This window comes from Okeania sp. SIO2F4 (assembly GCF_010672385.1).
Lineage (GTDB): Bacteria > Cyanobacteriota > Cyanobacteriia > Cyanobacteriales > Microcoleaceae > Trichodesmium.
The window spans coordinates 1-16,899 of the sequence record NZ_JAAHGT010000096.1; the positions used below are offsets into that span (position 1 = coordinate 1).

The following is a 16,899-nucleotide window of genomic DNA, read 5'->3' on the forward strand; positions in this document are numbered from 1 at the left end:
ATTAAAGATCAAATCAATATAGTGCATAAATCATTAATTCTTTCCCCCTACTCCCGTACGGGCGATTCGCTCTTCGCCCCTACTCCCTACTCCCTCTTTTCCACCAGAGGTCTAATGATATAATGCACATTCATTAGCTATGTCGGTTTACTCCAATTATTAATTAGGGTTTGCCGATTAAATATCAAAGCATTGATATATAAAAGTTTGAGCAATTTTATATCTGGAAAAAGTACCAGCTTTTCAGTTGAATGAGCTGAAAAAGTCAGCATTTTGGGGTAATACCAATTTCATCAAATATTGCTACAGTGGCTTTGTTCTTAGGAGTCAACCCACCCCTAACCCCTCCCAGGAGGGGAGTCAGGAGTCAGGAGTCAGGAGGTAAGAATTTATAATATTTATTTTTTCTGAGAGTAAAACTGTTCCATGATTGACTAAAAATAGTTATTAAGCTATAATAAATTGTTTTTTATCAAGGGATAATTTGATTATTCCCCCCGACTTCGGCAGCAAATCTACTAACAGTTTTGTCATCATTTTACTGTAACTATCTTTTTTGAATTTAGTATAACTATGGCAGAAAAATTAAGGGACTATTTTTCTGACTACCTACTTTATAATTCCCATTACTCCTGACTCCTACCCTCACCCATAAGACTTTTTCAGCAAGCCCTATTTACTCAAACCTAAATGTTGACGCAAAGAACGACGCATAACATCCACAGGTACAGACTGTTGTAACCATAATTCTAAAGCAGTAGCCCCTTGTTGAACCAACATTTCTAAACCATCAATAGCGATCGCTCCCCTTACCTGAGCTTGCTGAAGAAACTTAGTCGGGTTAGGAATATAAATTAGATCGTAGACTATTGCTCCTGGAGACAAGTTGTCAAACATAGCTTCATCTACTGGAGACTCCTGAATATTGGGGTACATTCCTATAGGAGTTGTATTAACTAACAAATCTGCCTGTGCAATTAAGCTTGACAATTCATCCCACTTATGTATTGTCAGATTTACTGGCAGAGGAGAATTAACCCAACTTTGTTGAAAAGTAGTTAATTTATCTTCCGAACGACCAACAACATGAATCTCTGCAAAACCTAACTGAGCGCAACCAGCTACAACTGCACGAGAAGCACCACCATTACCCAAAATTACCGCAACTTTTTGATGCCAATTCCAATTATAGGTTTGTAGTGGAGCAAGAAATCCTGCCACATCTGTATTCGTCCCCACCCATCCTTTATTTGTTCGATAAACAGTATTAACAGCTCCCACTACCCGAGCAATATCCGACACTTCTGATAAAAGTGGTATTATTGCTTGTTTATGAGGAATAGTAATATTAAAACCATGAACACCAATAGCAGAAAATCCAGCAATAGCTGTGTTTAAATCTTCTGGTTTAATAGGGAAAGGTAGATAAACATAATCAATTAAATTTTGTTGATTTTGTCGATCATTTATTGCTTGAATTGCAGCATTGTGCATCAGTGGAGACAGAGAATGTTCGACAGGATAACCAATGACTCCTAATAATTTTGTTTTACCTGTAATCATAATGCAAAAGAGGGAGTAGGGAGTAGGGAGTAGGGAGTAGAGGAAAAGAATTGATGTATCTAGGGTGATAATTGATTGTATTTTTGATTATTGAAGATACAGCATATTTCGGACAAAAGAGGTACAAGGTGTGAATGCTAAAATAATTTTAGTGCAGGCGTCTTGCCCGCGATCCGCGTACCTCACAGGCAACGAGAACCCCTGTATCTAATCAGAAAAAATTGAAAAAATACGCCTGAGTCATCCCAGACGTATTCACAATAGAATTCTCAAAATTAGTGCTATTGTTAGACAAAGACAAAGATTCTTTGACAACTGATAACTAAATTACAGCAATTTACTTTAAGGATGTCACAAATAGATTCAAACTTTAGATGTGAAATCATTTCCTGAAGTTACTGTATAGTTAAAATTTTGAGCCGATAAAATCTTACTTTTGACTTTTGACTTCCGTGAAACGGTATTACTACAGAGCATTAGCACCACCTACAACCTCAAGCAATTCTTGAGTAATAGCAGCTTGCCGAGCCTTATTATAAGAAAGAGTTAATGTACCAGCTAATTCACTAGCATTATCACTAGCATTACTCATTGCAGTCATCCGACATGCTAACTCACTAGCAGATGACTCTTGCCATGCTCTCAATAACTGGTTAGTCAAAAATAATGGCAAGAGAGCTTCTAAAATTTGAGTTGGCTCTTGCTCAAAAATCATGTCGCGGGGTAAACTTTTAGTAGGTACAGAGACAGTTTCTCGTGATACTTCAAGCTCACCACCTTTAGTAGTTAAACGGAAAATTTCATCATCCTGAACTTCCAAACCTTGAGGATCGAGAGGTAAGAGAGTTTGAACTACAGGTTTAGAGCTAATTAGTGAAATAAACTTAGTATAAATTAACTCTACTCTATCTACCGATCCTGAGAGAAAACCAGCAAGCATCTCATCAGAAACCCCTGAAGCGTTATCAGCAGTTGGGATTTTTTCAGGGTTATCATAAGTATTTAAAATCGGAGCTTCTCTACGTTGGAAATATTGAATTGCTTTGCGCCCTATCAATATATACTTATAATCAATTCCTTGTTCTGTGAGTTCACGCGCCCTAGTTTCTGCACGCTTAATAATACTGCTATTATAACTACCACACAAACCACGATTTCCAGAAATTACTAATAACCCTACTGTTTTAATTTCCCTTTGTTGGAGTAGGGGTAAGTCTACACTTTCAAACTGTAAACGTTCGGCAAGTCCATATAAAACTCTGGCAAGGCGATCGGCGAAAGGACGAGTAGCAATTACTTGCTCTTGGGCACGACGCACTTTAGCTGCTGCCACTAGACGCATTGCTTCTGTAATTTTTTTCGTGTTTTTGATCGACTTGATGCGATCGCGAATAGCTTTTAAATTAGGCATTGTTTTGTGTAGAAAGAAAAAAAAGTAAGAAGTAAGAAGAAAAAGCCTCAATTTATTCTTTCAGACTTATGCCCAAAAACCCGTTTCCTAAGATAAACTTTGATTTTAACAATAGACATCTACAAAAACTGGGTTTCTGGGTTCGGTGTGGGTAAGTCTTATTCTTTCGAGGTGACTAAATTAAACTTTCTCATCTTTGAATAAGCAAGAGAGTTACTTTCAAGTATTTTTTCAGTAAATCTATTTAATAATAATCAGTGGCTAATTGTTGTTGATCGTTAACAACTAACCACTAATTATCTATAACCTAGGAGCAACTAATTTACTAAGCTGACACCAAAAATGTCTGCTTATATTCAGCTATACCCTCTTTTAAGAGAGTTTGTGCTTCGTCGGTAAGTACCTTTTCAGATTTGATAATTTCACCGAACTTAGGCTTACTGTTATTCAAGTAATCTAGTAAACCAGCAATAAATTTAGTCACCTTCTCAAGGGGAATATCATCCAAGTAACCATTAATACCAGAATAAATCACTGCTACCTGGTTATCAAGTGGGCGAGGTGAGTTTTGATCTTGTTTCAAAATCTCCCGCAAGCGCTGACCTCGTGCGAGTTGGTTTTGGGTAGCTTTATCCAGGTCAGAAGCAAACTGAGAAAATGCTTCTAATTCAGCAAACTGAGCTAGTTCTAGCTTAATTTTACCAGCAACTTTTTTGATTGCTTTAGTTTGAGCCGCAGAACCCACCCTGGATACAGAAATACCAGCATTCACCGCCGGACGGAAACCTGAGTTAAATAGGTCACTAGATAAGAAAATTTGACCGTCAGTAATAGAAATTACATTAGTGGGGATGTAAGCTGAAACGTCACCTGCTTGAGTTTCAATAATTGGTAGAGCAGTCATACTACCTGCACCGAGTTTGTCACTCAGTTTAGCAGCTCTTTCTAGGAGACGGGAGTGGAGATAAAATACGTCTCCTGGATATGCTTCGCGACCTGGTGGACGACGTAGTAGTAAGGATACCTGACGATAAGCTTGAGCTTGCTTGGAGAGGTCATCGTAGATTACCAGAGTTGCTTTGCCTTTGTACATAAAGTATTCGGCAATACTCGCACCAGTATAAGGAGCTAAGTATTGTAGAGTTGCAGGGTCACTAGCATTAGCTGCAACTACAACCGTATAATCCAGTGCGCCTTTTTCTTCTAGAGTACCTACTACCTGAGCTACTGTAGAAGCTTTTTGACCAATAGCTACATATACACAAACAACATCTTCGCCTTTTTGGTTAATGATAGTATCAATGGCGATCGCTGTTTTACCGGTTTGTCTGTCACCGATAATTAGTTCTCGCTGACCTCTACCAATAGGAATCATGGAGTCAATCGCAGTAATACCTGTTTGCATAGGTTCATGAACAGAACGGCGATCGATAATTCCTGGAGCTGGTGATTCCAACAGGCGACTGTCAGTGGTTTGAATATCTCCTTTACCGTCAATTGGACGACCGAGGCCATCAACCACCCGGCCAATCAAGGCATCTCCTACTGGCACCTGGGCAATTCTACCTGTAGCGGTTACAGCAGAGCCTTCTTGGATTTCTCTACCTTCACCCATTAATACTGCACCTACGTTATCCTCTTCTAGGTTTTGGGCAATACCTACAGTACCATCTGCGAACTCTACCAGTTCTCCAGCCATTACTTTGTCTAGCCCATAAATACGGGCAATACCATCACCAACTTGGAGAACAGTACCAACATTAGATACTTTTACATCTTGCTCATACTGTTCTATCTGGTCGCGAATAATTTGGCTAATTTCGTCGGGTCTTATTGATACCATATTTCTTTTTCTGTTGTCAAGTTATTTTACAAAAATTGAGCGAGAGCAATTGCCAGTGCAGTTACGACATTCTCGCTCCTCTCAAATATACTCATAGCAAGAATTTAACTTCTGAACTCTAAATTCTGAATTCTGAATTCTAAATTCTAAATTCTTCTATACTGCTTTAAGGCTGATGCCAATTCGACGCAGTTGTCCTTGTAGACTAGAGTCAATTATCTGAGAACCTATTTTGATAATGACACCACCCAGTAGACTTGGGTCGATTTTAGTTTCGATTTCTACTTCCCTTGCACCAGTCATTGATTTGACTCGTTCGCGGACTGTATTTTTTTGGTCTTCATTCAATTCTACTGTCGAGGTCACTTCTGCTAAAACAGTTTGATTCAGTTCCCGCAATAGTGCTAGGTATTGTTTCCCAATCTGCTCTAGAAAAATAATCCGACCTCTATCAATTAGCAGCATTAAAAAATTACGCATAAAGGGATCGACTTGTTCTCCCACCATGCGTTGTAGCACTGCTTTTTTGTCCTCTGGTTTAAGAACTGGATTTCCCATAAATTGCTTAAATTCTGGGGATTCATCCATGATATTAATCAGGCCACGCACATCTTCGGCAAATCTCTCAGTCAGTTCTTTTGATTTAGCCAAGGACATTAGAGCTGCTGCGTAGGGTTCTACAATTTCACCAGCAATTACACTCATAATTGACCTCCTAATAACCCTATGCTACGATCTATTAATTGTTGCTGGGCATTATCATCTAAAGTTTCTTTCAGTCGAGATTCTACTTGTACCAATGCTTTGGATGCTACAATTGAGCGCAGTTGAGCAATTGCCTTATCTCTTTCAGTATCCATTTCTTGGTTAGCAGTAGCTTTCATCCGCTCCACATCTTGTTCGGCCTGCAGTGCAATTCTTTCCTTGACTTCCTGCGCCCTTGTTTGCGCAGTAGCCAGAATTTTTTCTGCTTCTGCTTGAGCTTGGGTCAAATTTTGTTGTTGCTCTGCTAATGCTGCTGCTGCTTGTTTTTGACGCTGTTCTGCTTCTGTGATTGCCTGTTCAATAGTGGCGCGTCTTTCACGGAGAATTTTCCCGATGAAACCTGGCGCAAAATACAGCAGAACTGCAATTAGAATTCCTAAATTAATCAGGTTTGTGTCTAAAATATCCAGGTTTAGACCAAAACCTTCTTCTGCACTAGCTTCTGTGGCTAGCCATAAAACATTTAACATGATATTCTTTCATAGTCAGCCGTTACCAATGGATAATTGATAATTGATAATTGATAATTAATCAATCCGGTTTAAAACAACTCCAGTTAAGGAGAAAAAAAGTGCTAGGAGATTTCTCTATATCGAATTCCGTTAAGGTTTTAACTAGAGGTAATTATCCATTATTCATTATCCATTATCAATTAATAAAAAGCCTTGAATTATCTTGGTGAAGTTCTCTCCCGCTATAATCTTTGATTTAGCAGGAGCTTCTCCTCCTCACGGATGGAGCTTCCTGTTTCCCAGGCTGACTAATGTCTACACCTCCACAGGCAGCAACGATGAGACCCACCGTTGTCTTAATACTAAAAATTCTTTCCTCACCTAGTTTCCTGCAAGAAATGACCTTCTCACGGAATAACTAGGACATCTTTGTTGAATCCCAGTTGAGTGAGTTTAGTTATAGCAGTTGAAGCCAGGGTTAGAACTTTATTGCTAAATTCTGAACTCTAAATGTTGCTATCTGACCAATTCTGGTCCTAATAGTTTTTCTAGAATTTGGCGACTGAGAGAGTCTACCTGTTCTTCTAACTGTTGTAAAGCTGTTTGCTTTTGCTGTTCTATTTCTTGAGCTGCTTGTTCTCTTTTCGCTTGTGCTTCTTGTTGAGCTTCAGCAACTTTTGTAGCTGCTATTTTCTGAGCTTCTGTTTGAGCTGTCGCAATAACCGCTTGAGATTGTTTACGAGTTTCTGCTAACTCTTTCTCGTATTGTTCAGCTAATTGTTTAGCCTTTGCCAAACGTTCTTCTGCCTTTAGTTGATTGTCGCGAATATAATCTGCACGAGAATCTATAGCTTTACCCAGAGGCTTATAAAAAATTTTGTCCAAGACAAAAGCCAGAAGTAGAAATTGAATTGCCATTAAGGGTAGAGTTGCGTTTATGTCAAACAAACCACCCTTTTCTGCTACTTCTTCAACAGCTAGTAAAATTGTCCAATTTATCATTTTCTCTAATTTTTGGTGGTTCCCATAGCTTTTGATTTTATAATTTTCGAGATACAAAATCAAAAATCTAAAATCCGTTCTACTAAACTTACCCAAACTTACTCAACGCATTTGGAATTGAGTTTTGGAGCTAGTTTCCTGCTTAATGCGAGAATCACTGACCGCAGTCTGTAACCTTTTTCTCTCCACAGGCTTAAAATCGGTGGGAACTCCACCTACTGATACACATAGTTTTCCTTTGTTCACAGATGACTAGGTTCGGGACCGATTGATTCTATCTGTCCTTCAATTTCCCATAGTCGTACTTGTTTTTGTTGACACTCCTAGCAGTTCTGCAGCTTGAAATACCCTTAACAAGTTAGACATCAAACTAGTATATCAGAATAAATACCTAGTTATGTCTAACTTTGTCTAATTATTTTAATACTGCCGATTAACCCTACTTTCTATAGATCGGGGTTTTTATGCAAAGGGGTTAGCAAATAGCAACACCAGTGATACCACTAGACCGTAAATTGTTAAAGCTTCCATAAATGCCAAGCTCAACAGTAATGTGCCTCGAATTTTTCCTTCTGCTTCTGGCTGACGGGCAATACCTTCTACAGCTTGACCTGCTGCATTTCCTTGACCAATTCCAGGACCAATAGCACCTAAACCTACAGCTAAAGCAGCAGCAACAACGGAAGCAGCAGCAATCAATGGATCCATAATAATTCTCTTTCCTTTGTTTAACTTAAAGTACAAACTTGACGATTAGAAATATATTGATTACACTGTAGTGCAATCAACTACACAATGGTCACTCTTTTAGATGAATTTATGTGATGATTGAAGTGGAGTATGAAACTGAACCAGTTCAAATTTCTTGCTTTTATCTCACATCACTGATCAACTCTGAATTTTACTTTTGACATCTCCAGGGGTTCTGACACCCTGGATTCTTCTTTTTGTAGGGACTTTTTACTCTACCATCTTCAATCTATATGAATCTGGTAACTTTTTATCCCACTAACAGCTTAGAATACCAGATTTTGAGTTTTTTTTTTAGCAAGTTTTTTTTCTACTGCCTACTTATTCTCTTAATCGTGATGTTCACCGTGTTCTTCTAATGCTTCTCCGATGTAGTTAGCAGCTAGGGTCGCAAAAATTAGTGCCTGAATAGCACTTAAGAATAGACCCAAAACCATTAGTGGTAGAGGGATAAATAAAGGTACTAGTAGAACTAGCACTCCTACTACCAATTCATCCGCGAGAATATTACCAAATAAACGGAAGCTTAGGGATAGAGGCTTGGTAAAATCTTCTATGATCTTAAATGGGACCATAAAAGGTACTGGCTCGGCATAACCAGCAAAATATCCTAAGCCTTTTTTGCTGATACCTGCATAAAAATATGCGATGGAAGTCAGTAGTGCTAATGCAACTGTTGTATTAATGTCACTTGTAGGGGCAGCTAGTTCTCCTGAAGGTAGTTCTATTACTTTCCAAGGAACTAATGCTCCTGACCAGTTTGACACAAATATAAATAAGAACAACGTACCAACAAATGGTACCCAAGGGCGATAATCTTTTTCACCAATCTGGTCTTTTGTGAGACTGCGGATAAATTCCAGGACAGATTCCATGAAATTTTGCATCCCACTAGGAATTCGCTGCACATTTAGTGAGGCTAAAAAAGCAGCCAAAAGTATCAGGGCAATTACAAACCAGGATGTGAGTATAATTTGCCCATGTATTTTGAGACTACCTAGTTCCCAGTAAAAATGCTGGCCAACTTCCAATTCAGCCAGAGGTAAAAAGTTAATAGTGTTTAAAACATCTAGCATTTTGGTTCTCAGGCTTCCCGATTTATGTCAAAGTGTGGATTAACTAGCTATCAGCTTTTAGCATTCAGCTCTCAGCTTGTAGGGGCGAATGGCCATTCGCCCCTACTGGGTTAAAATCCCCTGCAACTGTTGTACAGGATCGTTTAGGAGAGATTGAAATCGCCTTCTAAACTTTAAAGAAATAATCTTGCTGAGTGCTGAGTGCTGACCGCTTTTTTTGATATACCTATGAGTTAGGCATCAGCGATGTTCGCAGTACATATATTATTAGGGCTGCTTTGTAAGTCAGAAATCCTAGGAAAATCGGTAAAATTTTTAGCTCATTTAACTGAGTTGCTACTATAATCAACCCAATAAACATAGCTAGTCTTGTTTTACTCAGACCTCCTTTTTCTCTGCCAATACGTTCAACATCTTTAGCCAACATTCTTAAGTAAACCACACTTGTCGCTGCTCCTATCAAGTAATTAAGAGCAATGTTTAGGGAGTAAAAAACCCAGACAAAGATAAAAATTATACCTGTAATTGTCAAGGTGATTACATATAATTCCTGTTGCAGTTTGTAATACTCTTGTATTGAAGGATTGGGTTCTGGTGTTTCAGTACCAACTTCTGAAGTATTACTTTCAACAGTTATGGTTTCTGGTGATGTATCAGATATATTCACAAAAGTTTAGATACTAATCACAGGTTGTAGGCTTTTTTTATATGCCAAGAGTCATAATACCATCTTGGAGCAAACTTATTGAATATATTATTTATTAGCACAGGAGTTATTAGTCAATAGTCAATAGTCAATAGTCAGTAGTCAGGATAAGATACGCTCATTACTTACAGGACTTAGGGATAACTACTATATCTAGTAGGGGTGATTCGCGAATCGCCCCTACACATAGTGGATGATTTGATATTTTGCGTAAGTCCTGACTTATTTCTAGTATTGTCAAGAATTTCACACTCAACTGCCTACACACTTCAGGCATAATCCTGTAAATGCCTAGATTTTATGTGCAATTAAACAGACTTGATATCAAATCTGGCCTAAGTCCTATTAGTACAATTTGTAGTGGCGAATGACTTTCGACCCTACTAGATATAGTGGTTATCCGTAAGTCCTGAATCTGTAAGAGCGCCTTGGAGTAGCTCTATTAAATTCACCAGAAATTCTTGCATTGTTTCTGCCTTAAAGTAATCTGTGTTGTAATCCAAATCAAAATGAAGACGATCGAGTTCAGGAATTACATTTAGGCCCATTGCATATCTTGCGGAGGTTACGGGCTGAGGAATAATCTGAGCTTGCAGATCCACTAAATCAATGGCCATCGTCATATCAAGGTTAAACGTAACTTGGATCTGGTTTTGCTGTTTTTCCTGGGGAAGTTGGCCTAATATTCGAGCAAAGGGCACATTTTGATGCTTGAATGCTTGGCTAAGGGCAGCTTTAGTTCGTTGTACTTGCTGGTTCCAGGTTGAATTCTCATCAGTTTTCAGGTAGATGGGAATGAAATGTGAACAGTAGCCCACCAAATGTTCGGCCAGATGTGTTGGACGGCCACTTACAGAAATTCCAATTGTGATGGTATTTTGCTGGCAAAACTGGGTCATCTGGTGAGCATAGGCTCCCAGGAGTGTGTGAAATAGGGTAGCATTCCAGGCCATCGAACGTTGTTTAAGAGCAAGGGCTAGTAACTGTTGGCTAAAATCTGGTATTATCTATAAAAATCTGGGATTATCTGTTTTATGCTACTTGGATTTAAAACTGAACTACATCCGAATAATCAGCAGAAAACCTTACTAGCTAAACACGCGCTTTGTTGCAAGGCACGCCTGGAATTGGGGACTATGGTTGACATTGAACATCCGTATAGCACAATTCCAATAATCCTGAGAGTAAACTTAAATTTCCTACTGCTATTGATTTGCATAAACTATTGGTAGCAATGGTTAAACCTAATAACTATTGGTCGGTACGAAGTTTCTAAGTGTGCCCCCCAATATGCTTTAAGGTACTTATCAGAAGCTTGGAAACGTTGTTTTGCTAAAATATCGGGAGTGCCTAAATTCAAGAAAAAAGGTAGAGATGATGGTTTCACTTTAGATGGTTCAATATCAGTAGGTTTTAATCGTATAAAATTACCTCGGATTGGGTGGATTAAAACATACGAAATACTGCCAGATAATGTTACCCCTAAATCTGTAACTATTAGCAGAAAAGCAAACCGTTGGTTTATCAGTTTCAAGGTAGAAACTATACCTCAAATTACTGAGAAATCAGTAGATATAGTTGGTGTTGATTTGGGAGTTAAAAATTTAGCAACATTATCCACTGGTGAAGTATTTCCAGGTGCTAAACCTTACAGAGAGTTAGAAGCTAAACTCTCACGAGAGCAATACCTAAACAGACATAAATCCAAATTGTCTAATAACTGGAAGAAAGCTCAACTTAAGATAGCTGGACTGCATAGAAAAATGGCCAATATCAGAAAAGATACATTGCATAAACTTACTACTTACTTGGCACTTAATCACAGCCAAATAGTAATAGAAGACTTAAATGTATCAGGGATGATGGCAAATCACAGCTACGTTGCATGCAACGTAGCTAAGGCCGTTGCTGATATAGGTTTTTACGAGTTTCGCAGACAGTTAGAGTACAAGTGCGAGTTATATGGCTCTAAATTAACCATTGTGGATAGATGGTTCCCTAGTTCTAAAACCTGCAGTAGGTGTGGAACTGAATCGCGAGTCTCTGTTGTTATCAGAGCGCGTAATCAAATTGCGAACACTGCAATTTTAGCTGTGACAGGGACTTGAATGCTAGTTTAAATCTAGCTATGGCGGTCAGTTCGACCGTGACAGCTTGTGGACTGGATAACGCCGACGTTACCAGAATGAAGCAGGAATAGAACAGATTATTGTAGGTTTCTAAGAACGGTTAAGTCAGATGGTATCTGTATACTAATGCGGGAACCTTTGTAGGTTCGTTGTTTTGGCTCGGAATAATCCAGAGGTAAACGTAAAGGAGATACCGTCCTGAGATGTTCACTCCAAAATAGTTCGGATGTCTTAAAAGTATCGCTTTGGGTATCTTGGTTATACCATTGCAAATAATCTGTGAATTGTTGAATTGGCGGAATATCTAGACAACCAGAATAAATCTTACTAATTTCCTCCAAAATCGCAACCAGAGACCATCCATCAGAAACTAAATGATGAATACAGATATTAAATGCGTATCTCTCTGGAGAAAGTTTGACAATTGTTGCTCCAACTAAAGGTTCTTGATAAAGATCGAATGGTTGTTGACTTTCTGCTAAAAGCCACTTATTTAGGGCTTCATCTGGAGCATCTTCAGATGAATAATCCAGCAAAGGAATTTCAATATCCAGGACTGGCGTCACAATTTGATGGAATCCATCGGCAGCGATGGATGTCCTCAGAGCATCGTGCCGATGGATAACAGTCTGGAATGCATTCCGTAACCTATCGATAGCCAGTCTTCCCCTCAACTCAAATGTAATTGATTCATTATAGGCAGTCGAACCACGTTTATCCTGGGCAATTTCAACTAGACGTTGCTGTTCTTCTGTTAGGGGATAAGTGCGTTTTTTTTTTGAGCAACTGGTTTTGGGGACGTTTTTGATGGAAAATATCCAACTGAACGTAGCTCTTCAACGCTCTCTTTAACCACAGTAATAATGCGTTCAATATCTTCGTCAGTATGAGCTGCTGAAAGAAAACAGACACGACCTTCCCAAACATAAACCCCTTTGTGAATCAATAGGTAAAACAAGAGATCCATTTCGATAGGAAGGTAGAGTTCACTAAACATACTTTGAAACTCAATCCTAAAAATCGACGAAAACTGATCTGCCCGCAGCATGATTCCCTCGGTTTGAAAATAGTGATTCAAGGCTTGAGCAAGTTGCGCTGTAGAATCATTCAATTTTGCTTGTAACGCCCCACCTTGTTCCTTAATATGGAGAAGAACTGCTTTTGCTGCTGACATTGCTAGAGGATGTTTGCAAAAAGTACCGGCAAAATAAGTAGGTTCCGTTTCGGGATAAGATTCGTCTCCATAGTTCCAAGTACCTCCGTCAATGCGATCCATATACCTGGCTTTTCCAGCTACGACCCCGATCGCCATCCCACCGCCAACCGCTTTTCCATAGGTTGCAATATCGGCTTCAATACCAAAATATTCCTGAGCACCACCAGGCGCCGCCCGAAATCCCATAATTACTTCATCAAAGATCAGGATAATATCTTCTGAGTGGGTTAGGGCGCGTAGCTCATGCAAAAACTCTTTAGGTGCAAGGTTTAACAGTCGGCTTTGAACAGGCTCTACCAACACTGCAGCCAGTTCATGGCGATGCTGTCGAATAACCTCTAGACTCTCTGCTTTGCCATAGTGCCCGATCATTTTTGAAAAAAACAACATCAAACACCCCGGTTTCATCACTGTTTGCCCAACTAACGTAAACGCGATAGTTGTATGTTTCACCTAAATCGAAACAATCTGCTGGTTTAATGGCACGATCGCTGTCTGGAACAATTAGGGAATTTTGAACCGCTGCTAAAGCTAGAACTGTTGCTTGTTCCTGAAGCATCTGTGTTAGACGAGTTTTAGTCCAGTTTTCTTGCATCCAATGGTTCCACTCAACGATCTGATTAGAACGGGAATTCATTGAGATAATTACATCATAGCGATAGCAGGGAAATTCGTTTTCAAAGTGCCCAAAGCGGGGCACGATATGGACTTCAGGAATGGCGGGGATTGCCTTTTTCAAAGCTAAAAACCATTCCGGGCTAATTACCAGTTCTTCTTCCTTGCTCATAGACTGCTGGATTTGTTGGTCGTTAACCGTTTCCGATGTCGCCGTTGACAACAGTTTTTGGTGGAAGTTATTCAAGAGCAGAAGGTTACGAACATCCCCAATAAAAATAGAGCCATGGGAACAAAGCAATGGAATTAACTGTTTAATGACATTTTCCAGGTAATCAATACTTGGAAAATATTGCACCACTGAATTTATGATTATGACATCAAAAGTTCCAGACTCCATATTTGGTAGATTGTGCGCAGACTGATGATGTAATTCTACCTTGGAGGATAACTCCGAGTCCCGATCTAGCTGTTTTCGGATATAGGATAATGCTGCCGGAGAAATATCGGTTCCCACATAACGTCTAATGTTTTCGGCAAGACCAAAAAGCAGGATGCCAGTTCCACAGCCAACTTCTAAGACCTGGGTGGGATTCAGCGCTCGAATGCGCTTGAGGGTATTTTGACCCCATTCCCGCATTTCGGCTTCAGGCATCGGTTTACCAGTGAAGCTATTGTTGTAGCCACTGTAATTAAAGGTTGGATCGTAAACTGCCGATTCATCGCTGTGTGCGTTAGTCCAAACCTGTTTCCAAAGTCCAACCATGTCCGGTGTAGCGTGTAATTGAGGAACTACATAGGCAACTAACCTGGAGTCATCTGAACTATAGGATTTTACCGTAACCAGGGATTGTTGTACTCCCTCATATTCGTCAATATGGGCTTCAATTTCACCCGTTTCAATGCGAAATCCATTCACCTTCACTTGATGATCGATGCAACCCAGGAAATGTAATTTTCCAGACTCATCAATGCGACCCATGTCACCAGTGCGATAAATGCGTTCCCCTGCAATTTGCGAATCCACAAATTTTTCCGCATTCAACTGGGGGCGATCTTTATAACCCAAGGCTAAACCTTTGCCACCAATACCGATCTCGTTATTATCCAGAATGTAGATGCGAGTGTTGTGAATTGGGACTCCAATTGAGATTTTTGCATCTGTAATCGGAGCCAGGGTTGACCAAATTGTGGTTTCAGTTGGACCATACATATTCCAAATTTCGGCACATTTACCAATCATTCGTTTGGCTAATGCTGGTGGAAATGCTTCTCCTCCAACCAGGACTTTGAGGTTAGGATGTCCTTGCCAACGTAAATTGAGCATCATTTGCCAGGTTGTGGGTGTTGCCTGCATGATCGCGATCTCACCACTTTCGGTGAGTTGATTCAGAATCTTGCCATTGCGTGCTTCTCTGCGCGTCAGCAAACGAATACTCGCACCAGTAATTAAGGGGAGATAGAGTTCCAGACCAGATATATCAAAGGAAATGGTGGTAACAGCAAGTAGGCGATCGCTAGCTTTAATACCTGGTGAAATCTGCATGGATAGTAAGAAGTTCACGAAGGCGCTATGAGGTACCATCACCCCTTTTGGGTTCCCAGTGGAGCCAGATGTATAGATTAGATAAACAGGAGCTTCTGGTAAGGGCGTTACCTCTGGCGAATCAATTGGTAGTGTAGTAAGTTGTTCATATAATGTATCTAACTTTAGAACTTCTACATTAAGCGTTGGAATCGCGGAGGCCAACCTTGTGGTTGATACAATATACTCAATCCCAGCATCAGTTATCATAAATTTCAACCGTTCTGCTGGAAAGCTTGGATATAGGGGAACATAAGTAGCTCCAGATTTCATAATACCTAGCAATCCAATCCCCATTTCCAAACTGCGATCTATGTAAATTCCAACGAATTTACCACGCCCCAATCCTCTAGATTGCAAGAAATGGGCTAGTTGATTTGATCGTACTCTCAATTCTGAATAGCTTAGTTGATTGTTGCCCTGGCATAAAGCTATGGCCTGGGGTCTAAGTTCTGCTTGCCGATCTATTAGCTGTGAAGTGCTGTTGTTTTTCTCAGGAAGAAATTGACCTCAAAGACAAGGGATCTCAGTCTTTTTCAAGTTAGATGCAAATCTAGACATGGGTTAGTTATTGAAAAATTCTTGATAATCTATGCAATTATTGAGTAACTTGATAGGCAAGGTAATAGACGAGGATGTTCTGGGCATATTCTGAATGTCCAGGAAGGTAAGCCATTGGCTGAGAAATGTATTTTTGTTGCCATAATCCTTGGGATTCCATAGTATTATATTCTTTGGCGTGACCCCCATCTTCAAATAAATCAACCCGTTGTGAAAAGATTACCCATCCCCCTGGACGGGTTACACGGCAAAATTCCAGTAAAGGGAAGTGATTTGGAAAATAGGTGAGCACTCCAATACAGTAGGTGGCATCAAAAGTGTTGTCTGGCCATGAAAGCGGTTCTTGCAGGTTGGCTTTAACCAGTTCGCGATATACCTGGCGCTGAGTCGCCTTATCGAGGGATTTTTGGGAAATATCAACACCCATGATATTAGTAAACCCCTGATTATACAGAGATTCTCCAGTAAGTCCTTTACCACAACCAGCATCTAAAATCAAGTCTTCAAGTGAGAAAAACTGTTTGGCTAACTCAACACCAATTCGGGGGCCATCATACGCCCATTTCTTGATCAGATCGTCGTAATCATCTGCTAAAAAGTCATAATCTGCCTCTACTTTCGAGGCATTTACAGGAAGAGTATGTGCCCAATTAGAACTAATACTTTGGGTATCTTGACTCATAGTTTTATAGATTTAGGTTGATTTTGAACAAGGCGTAAGTGATAGTTAAAATTAGATATCACTTAGATATTATTGTTGTGTAGATATTCCGGCCGTCTAAATAGCTATGGTTTTGTTGGGTATGACTAATTACATGAGTGTTTGTATCATACGCCCACCTTATTATTTTCTATAGACCATAAGTCGTATTTTTAATAATTTTTTAACATAATTTTAAATGTATTGTTACTTATACAAATTCTCAAAAACTTTGCTATATTTGGATTTTCTATTTCTAAATACTATTTATTGATGCAATTGTATTGTTAACTAAACTCTGCGATTTTTCTAGTTATTTTTACCGAAACAATTAAACAATTAAACAATTAAATAATTAGATAATTCACCCTTTAAAGCCTCCCCAATAAAGGGGAAAAAGCGGTCGGCAAGCGGAGCATTCCGTCAGTATGGGATGGCGAGGTCTCCTTTCCCTCCGGGACGCTACGCGTTTTGCTCCGCAACATGTAAAGTGAAGCTTTGCGAAGCGCAAACGCTTGCCTCCAA

The 16,899-nt window shown here is 39.5% G+C and carries 16 protein-coding genes; 2 read left to right on the forward strand and 14 right to left on the reverse strand.

Annotated elements, in window-relative coordinates:
• Nucleotides 1–672: 672 nt before the first annotated feature.
• The 10 genes from F6K22_RS08880 to F6K22_RS08925 all read right to left on the reverse strand — a co-directional run bounded on the left by F6K22_RS08880 (nt 673) and on the right by F6K22_RS08925 (nt 10,575).
• A complete protein-coding gene (locus tag F6K22_RS08880) occupies nt 673–1,563 on the reverse strand; it encodes a shikimate dehydrogenase (protein WP_293096021.1) in 891 nt (296 codons plus the stop codon).
• 466 nt (nt 1,564–2,029) lie between these two features.
• Nucleotides 2,030–2,974 (reverse strand): F0F1 ATP synthase subunit gamma, encoded by a 945-nt coding sequence (locus F6K22_RS08885; RefSeq protein WP_293096024.1) that lies wholly within the window; start codon nt 2,972–2,974, stop codon nt 2,030–2,032.
• A gap of 325 nt (nt 2,975–3,299) precedes the next feature.
• Entirely contained in the window at nt 3,300–4,817 is a 1,518-nt protein-coding gene (gene atpA, locus F6K22_RS08890) for a F0F1 ATP synthase subunit alpha (RefSeq protein ID WP_293096027.1), read from the reverse strand.
• Nucleotides 4,818–4,973: 156 nt separating this feature from the next.
• The gene (gene atpH / locus F6K22_RS08895; protein WP_293096030.1) at nt 4,974–5,522 is read right to left on the reverse strand and encodes an ATP synthase F1 subunit delta; all 549 of its coding nucleotides are present in this window, start codon (nt 5,520–5,522) and stop codon (nt 4,974–4,976) included.
• On the reverse strand, nt 5,519–6,052 hold the full coding sequence (locus tag F6K22_RS08900; protein ID WP_293096033.1) for a F0F1 ATP synthase subunit B: 534 nt from the start codon (nt 6,050–6,052) through the stop codon (nt 5,519–5,521). Before F6K22_RS08900 ends, atpH begins: the two co-directional genes overlap by 4 nt.
• 498 nt (nt 6,053–6,550) lie before the next feature.
• Nucleotides 6,551–7,036, reverse strand: coding sequence for a F0F1 ATP synthase subunit B' (locus tag F6K22_RS08905; protein ID WP_293096036.1), 486 nt, complete (start codon nt 7,034–7,036; stop codon nt 6,551–6,553).
• A 462-nt stretch (nt 7,037–7,498) separates the two neighbouring features.
• Nucleotides 7,499–7,744 (reverse strand): ATP synthase F0 subunit C, encoded by a 246-nt coding sequence (gene atpE / locus F6K22_RS08910; protein WP_011611801.1) that lies wholly within the window; start codon nt 7,742–7,744, stop codon nt 7,499–7,501.
• A gap of 371 nt (nt 7,745–8,115) precedes the next feature.
• A complete protein-coding gene (atpB, locus tag F6K22_RS08915) occupies nt 8,116–8,862 on the reverse strand; it encodes a F0F1 ATP synthase subunit A (RefSeq protein WP_293096038.1) in 747 nt (248 codons plus the stop codon).
• Nucleotides 8,863–9,088: 226 nt separating this feature from the next.
• Nucleotides 9,089–9,529, reverse strand: a complete 441-nt coding sequence (locus tag F6K22_RS08920) for an ATP synthase subunit I (protein ID WP_293096041.1) — start codon at nt 9,527–9,529, stop codon at nt 9,089–9,091.
• Nucleotides 9,530–9,951: 422 nt separating this feature from the next.
• Nucleotides 9,952–10,575, reverse strand: coding sequence for a condensation domain-containing protein (locus tag F6K22_RS08925; protein ID WP_363273163.1), 624 nt, complete (start codon nt 10,573–10,575; stop codon nt 9,952–9,954).
• 27 nt (nt 10,576–10,602) lie between these two features.
• Between F6K22_RS08925 and F6K22_RS08930 the strand changes: the two genes are divergently transcribed.
• Nucleotides 10,603–10,800 carry a helix-turn-helix domain-containing protein gene (locus F6K22_RS08930; RefSeq protein WP_293096043.1) on the forward strand — a complete coding sequence of 66 codons (198 nt, stop codon included), beginning with the start codon at nt 10,603–10,605 and terminating at the stop codon, nt 10,798–10,800.
• Between the two features lie 21 nt (nt 10,801–10,821).
• Nucleotides 10,822–11,676, forward strand: a complete 855-nt coding sequence (locus tag F6K22_RS08935) for an RNA-guided endonuclease InsQ/TnpB family protein (protein ID WP_293096055.1) — start codon at nt 10,822–10,824, stop codon at nt 11,674–11,676.
• A gap of 98 nt (nt 11,677–11,774) precedes the next feature.
• On the opposite strand, the gene F6K22_RS08940 is transcribed toward F6K22_RS08935, so the two are convergent.
• The 4 genes from F6K22_RS08940 to F6K22_RS08955 all read right to left on the reverse strand — a co-directional run bounded on the left by F6K22_RS08940 (nt 11,775) and on the right by F6K22_RS08955 (nt 16,356).
• Entirely contained in the window at nt 11,775–12,515 is a 741-nt protein-coding gene (locus F6K22_RS08940; protein WP_363273165.1) for a condensation domain-containing protein, read from the reverse strand.
• The gene (locus F6K22_RS08945; protein WP_293096046.1) at nt 12,452–13,303 is read right to left on the reverse strand and encodes an aminotransferase class III-fold pyridoxal phosphate-dependent enzyme; all 852 of its coding nucleotides are present in this window, start codon (nt 13,301–13,303) and stop codon (nt 12,452–12,454) included. Before F6K22_RS08945 ends, F6K22_RS08940 begins: the two co-directional genes overlap by 64 nt.
• Nucleotides 13,227–15,581 carry an amino acid adenylation domain-containing protein gene (locus F6K22_RS08950; RefSeq protein ID WP_293096061.1) on the reverse strand — a complete coding sequence of 785 codons (2,355 nt, stop codon included), beginning with the start codon at nt 15,579–15,581 and terminating at the stop codon, nt 13,227–13,229. The genes F6K22_RS08945 and F6K22_RS08950 overlap by 77 nt, the downstream gene beginning before the upstream one ends.
• A gap of 130 nt (nt 15,582–15,711) precedes the next feature.
• The gene (locus tag F6K22_RS08955; RefSeq protein ID WP_293096049.1) at nt 15,712–16,356 is read right to left on the reverse strand and encodes a class I SAM-dependent DNA methyltransferase; all 645 of its coding nucleotides are present in this window, start codon (nt 16,354–16,356) and stop codon (nt 15,712–15,714) included.
• Between the last annotated feature and the right edge of the window lie 543 nt (nt 16,357–16,899).

What these genes read in the sequence shown, in the direction of transcription:
- F6K22_RS08880 (WP_293096021.1), bottom strand. Translation starts at nt 1,563, where the DNA reads ATGATTACAGGTAAAACAAAATTATTAGGAGTCATTGGTTATCCTGTC.
- F6K22_RS08885 (WP_293096024.1), bottom strand. Translation starts at nt 2,974, where the DNA reads ATGCCTAATTTAAAAGCTATTCGCGATCGCATCAAGTCGATCAAAAAC.
- atpA (WP_293096027.1), bottom strand. Translation starts at nt 4,817, where the DNA reads ATGGTATCAATAAGACCCGACGAAATTAGCCAAATTATTCGCGACCAG.
- atpH (WP_293096030.1), bottom strand. Translation starts at nt 5,522, where the DNA reads ATGAGTGTAATTGCTGGTGAAATTGTAGAACCCTACGCAGCAGCTCTA.
- F6K22_RS08900 (WP_293096033.1), bottom strand. Translation starts at nt 6,052, where the DNA reads ATGTTAAATGTTTTATGGCTAGCCACAGAAGCTAGTGCAGAAGAAGGT.
- F6K22_RS08905 (WP_293096036.1), bottom strand. Translation starts at nt 7,036, where the DNA reads ATGATAAATTGGACAATTTTACTAGCTGTTGAAGAAGTAGCAGAAAAG.
- atpE (WP_011611801.1), bottom strand. Translation starts at nt 7,744, where the DNA reads ATGGATCCATTGATTGCTGCTGCTTCCGTTGTTGCTGCTGCTTTAGCT.
- atpB (WP_293096038.1), bottom strand. Translation starts at nt 8,862, where the DNA reads ATGCTAGATGTTTTAAACACTATTAACTTTTTACCTCTGGCTGAATTG.
- F6K22_RS08930 (WP_293096043.1), top strand. Translation starts at nt 10,603, where the DNA reads ATGCTACTTGGATTTAAAACTGAACTACATCCGAATAATCAGCAGAAA.
- F6K22_RS08945 (WP_293096046.1), bottom strand. Translation starts at nt 13,303, where the DNA reads ATGTTGTTTTTTTCAAAAATGATCGGGCACTATGGCAAAGCAGAGAGT.
- F6K22_RS08955 (WP_293096049.1), bottom strand. Translation starts at nt 16,356, where the DNA reads ATGAGTCAAGATACCCAAAGTATTAGTTCTAATTGGGCACATACTCTT.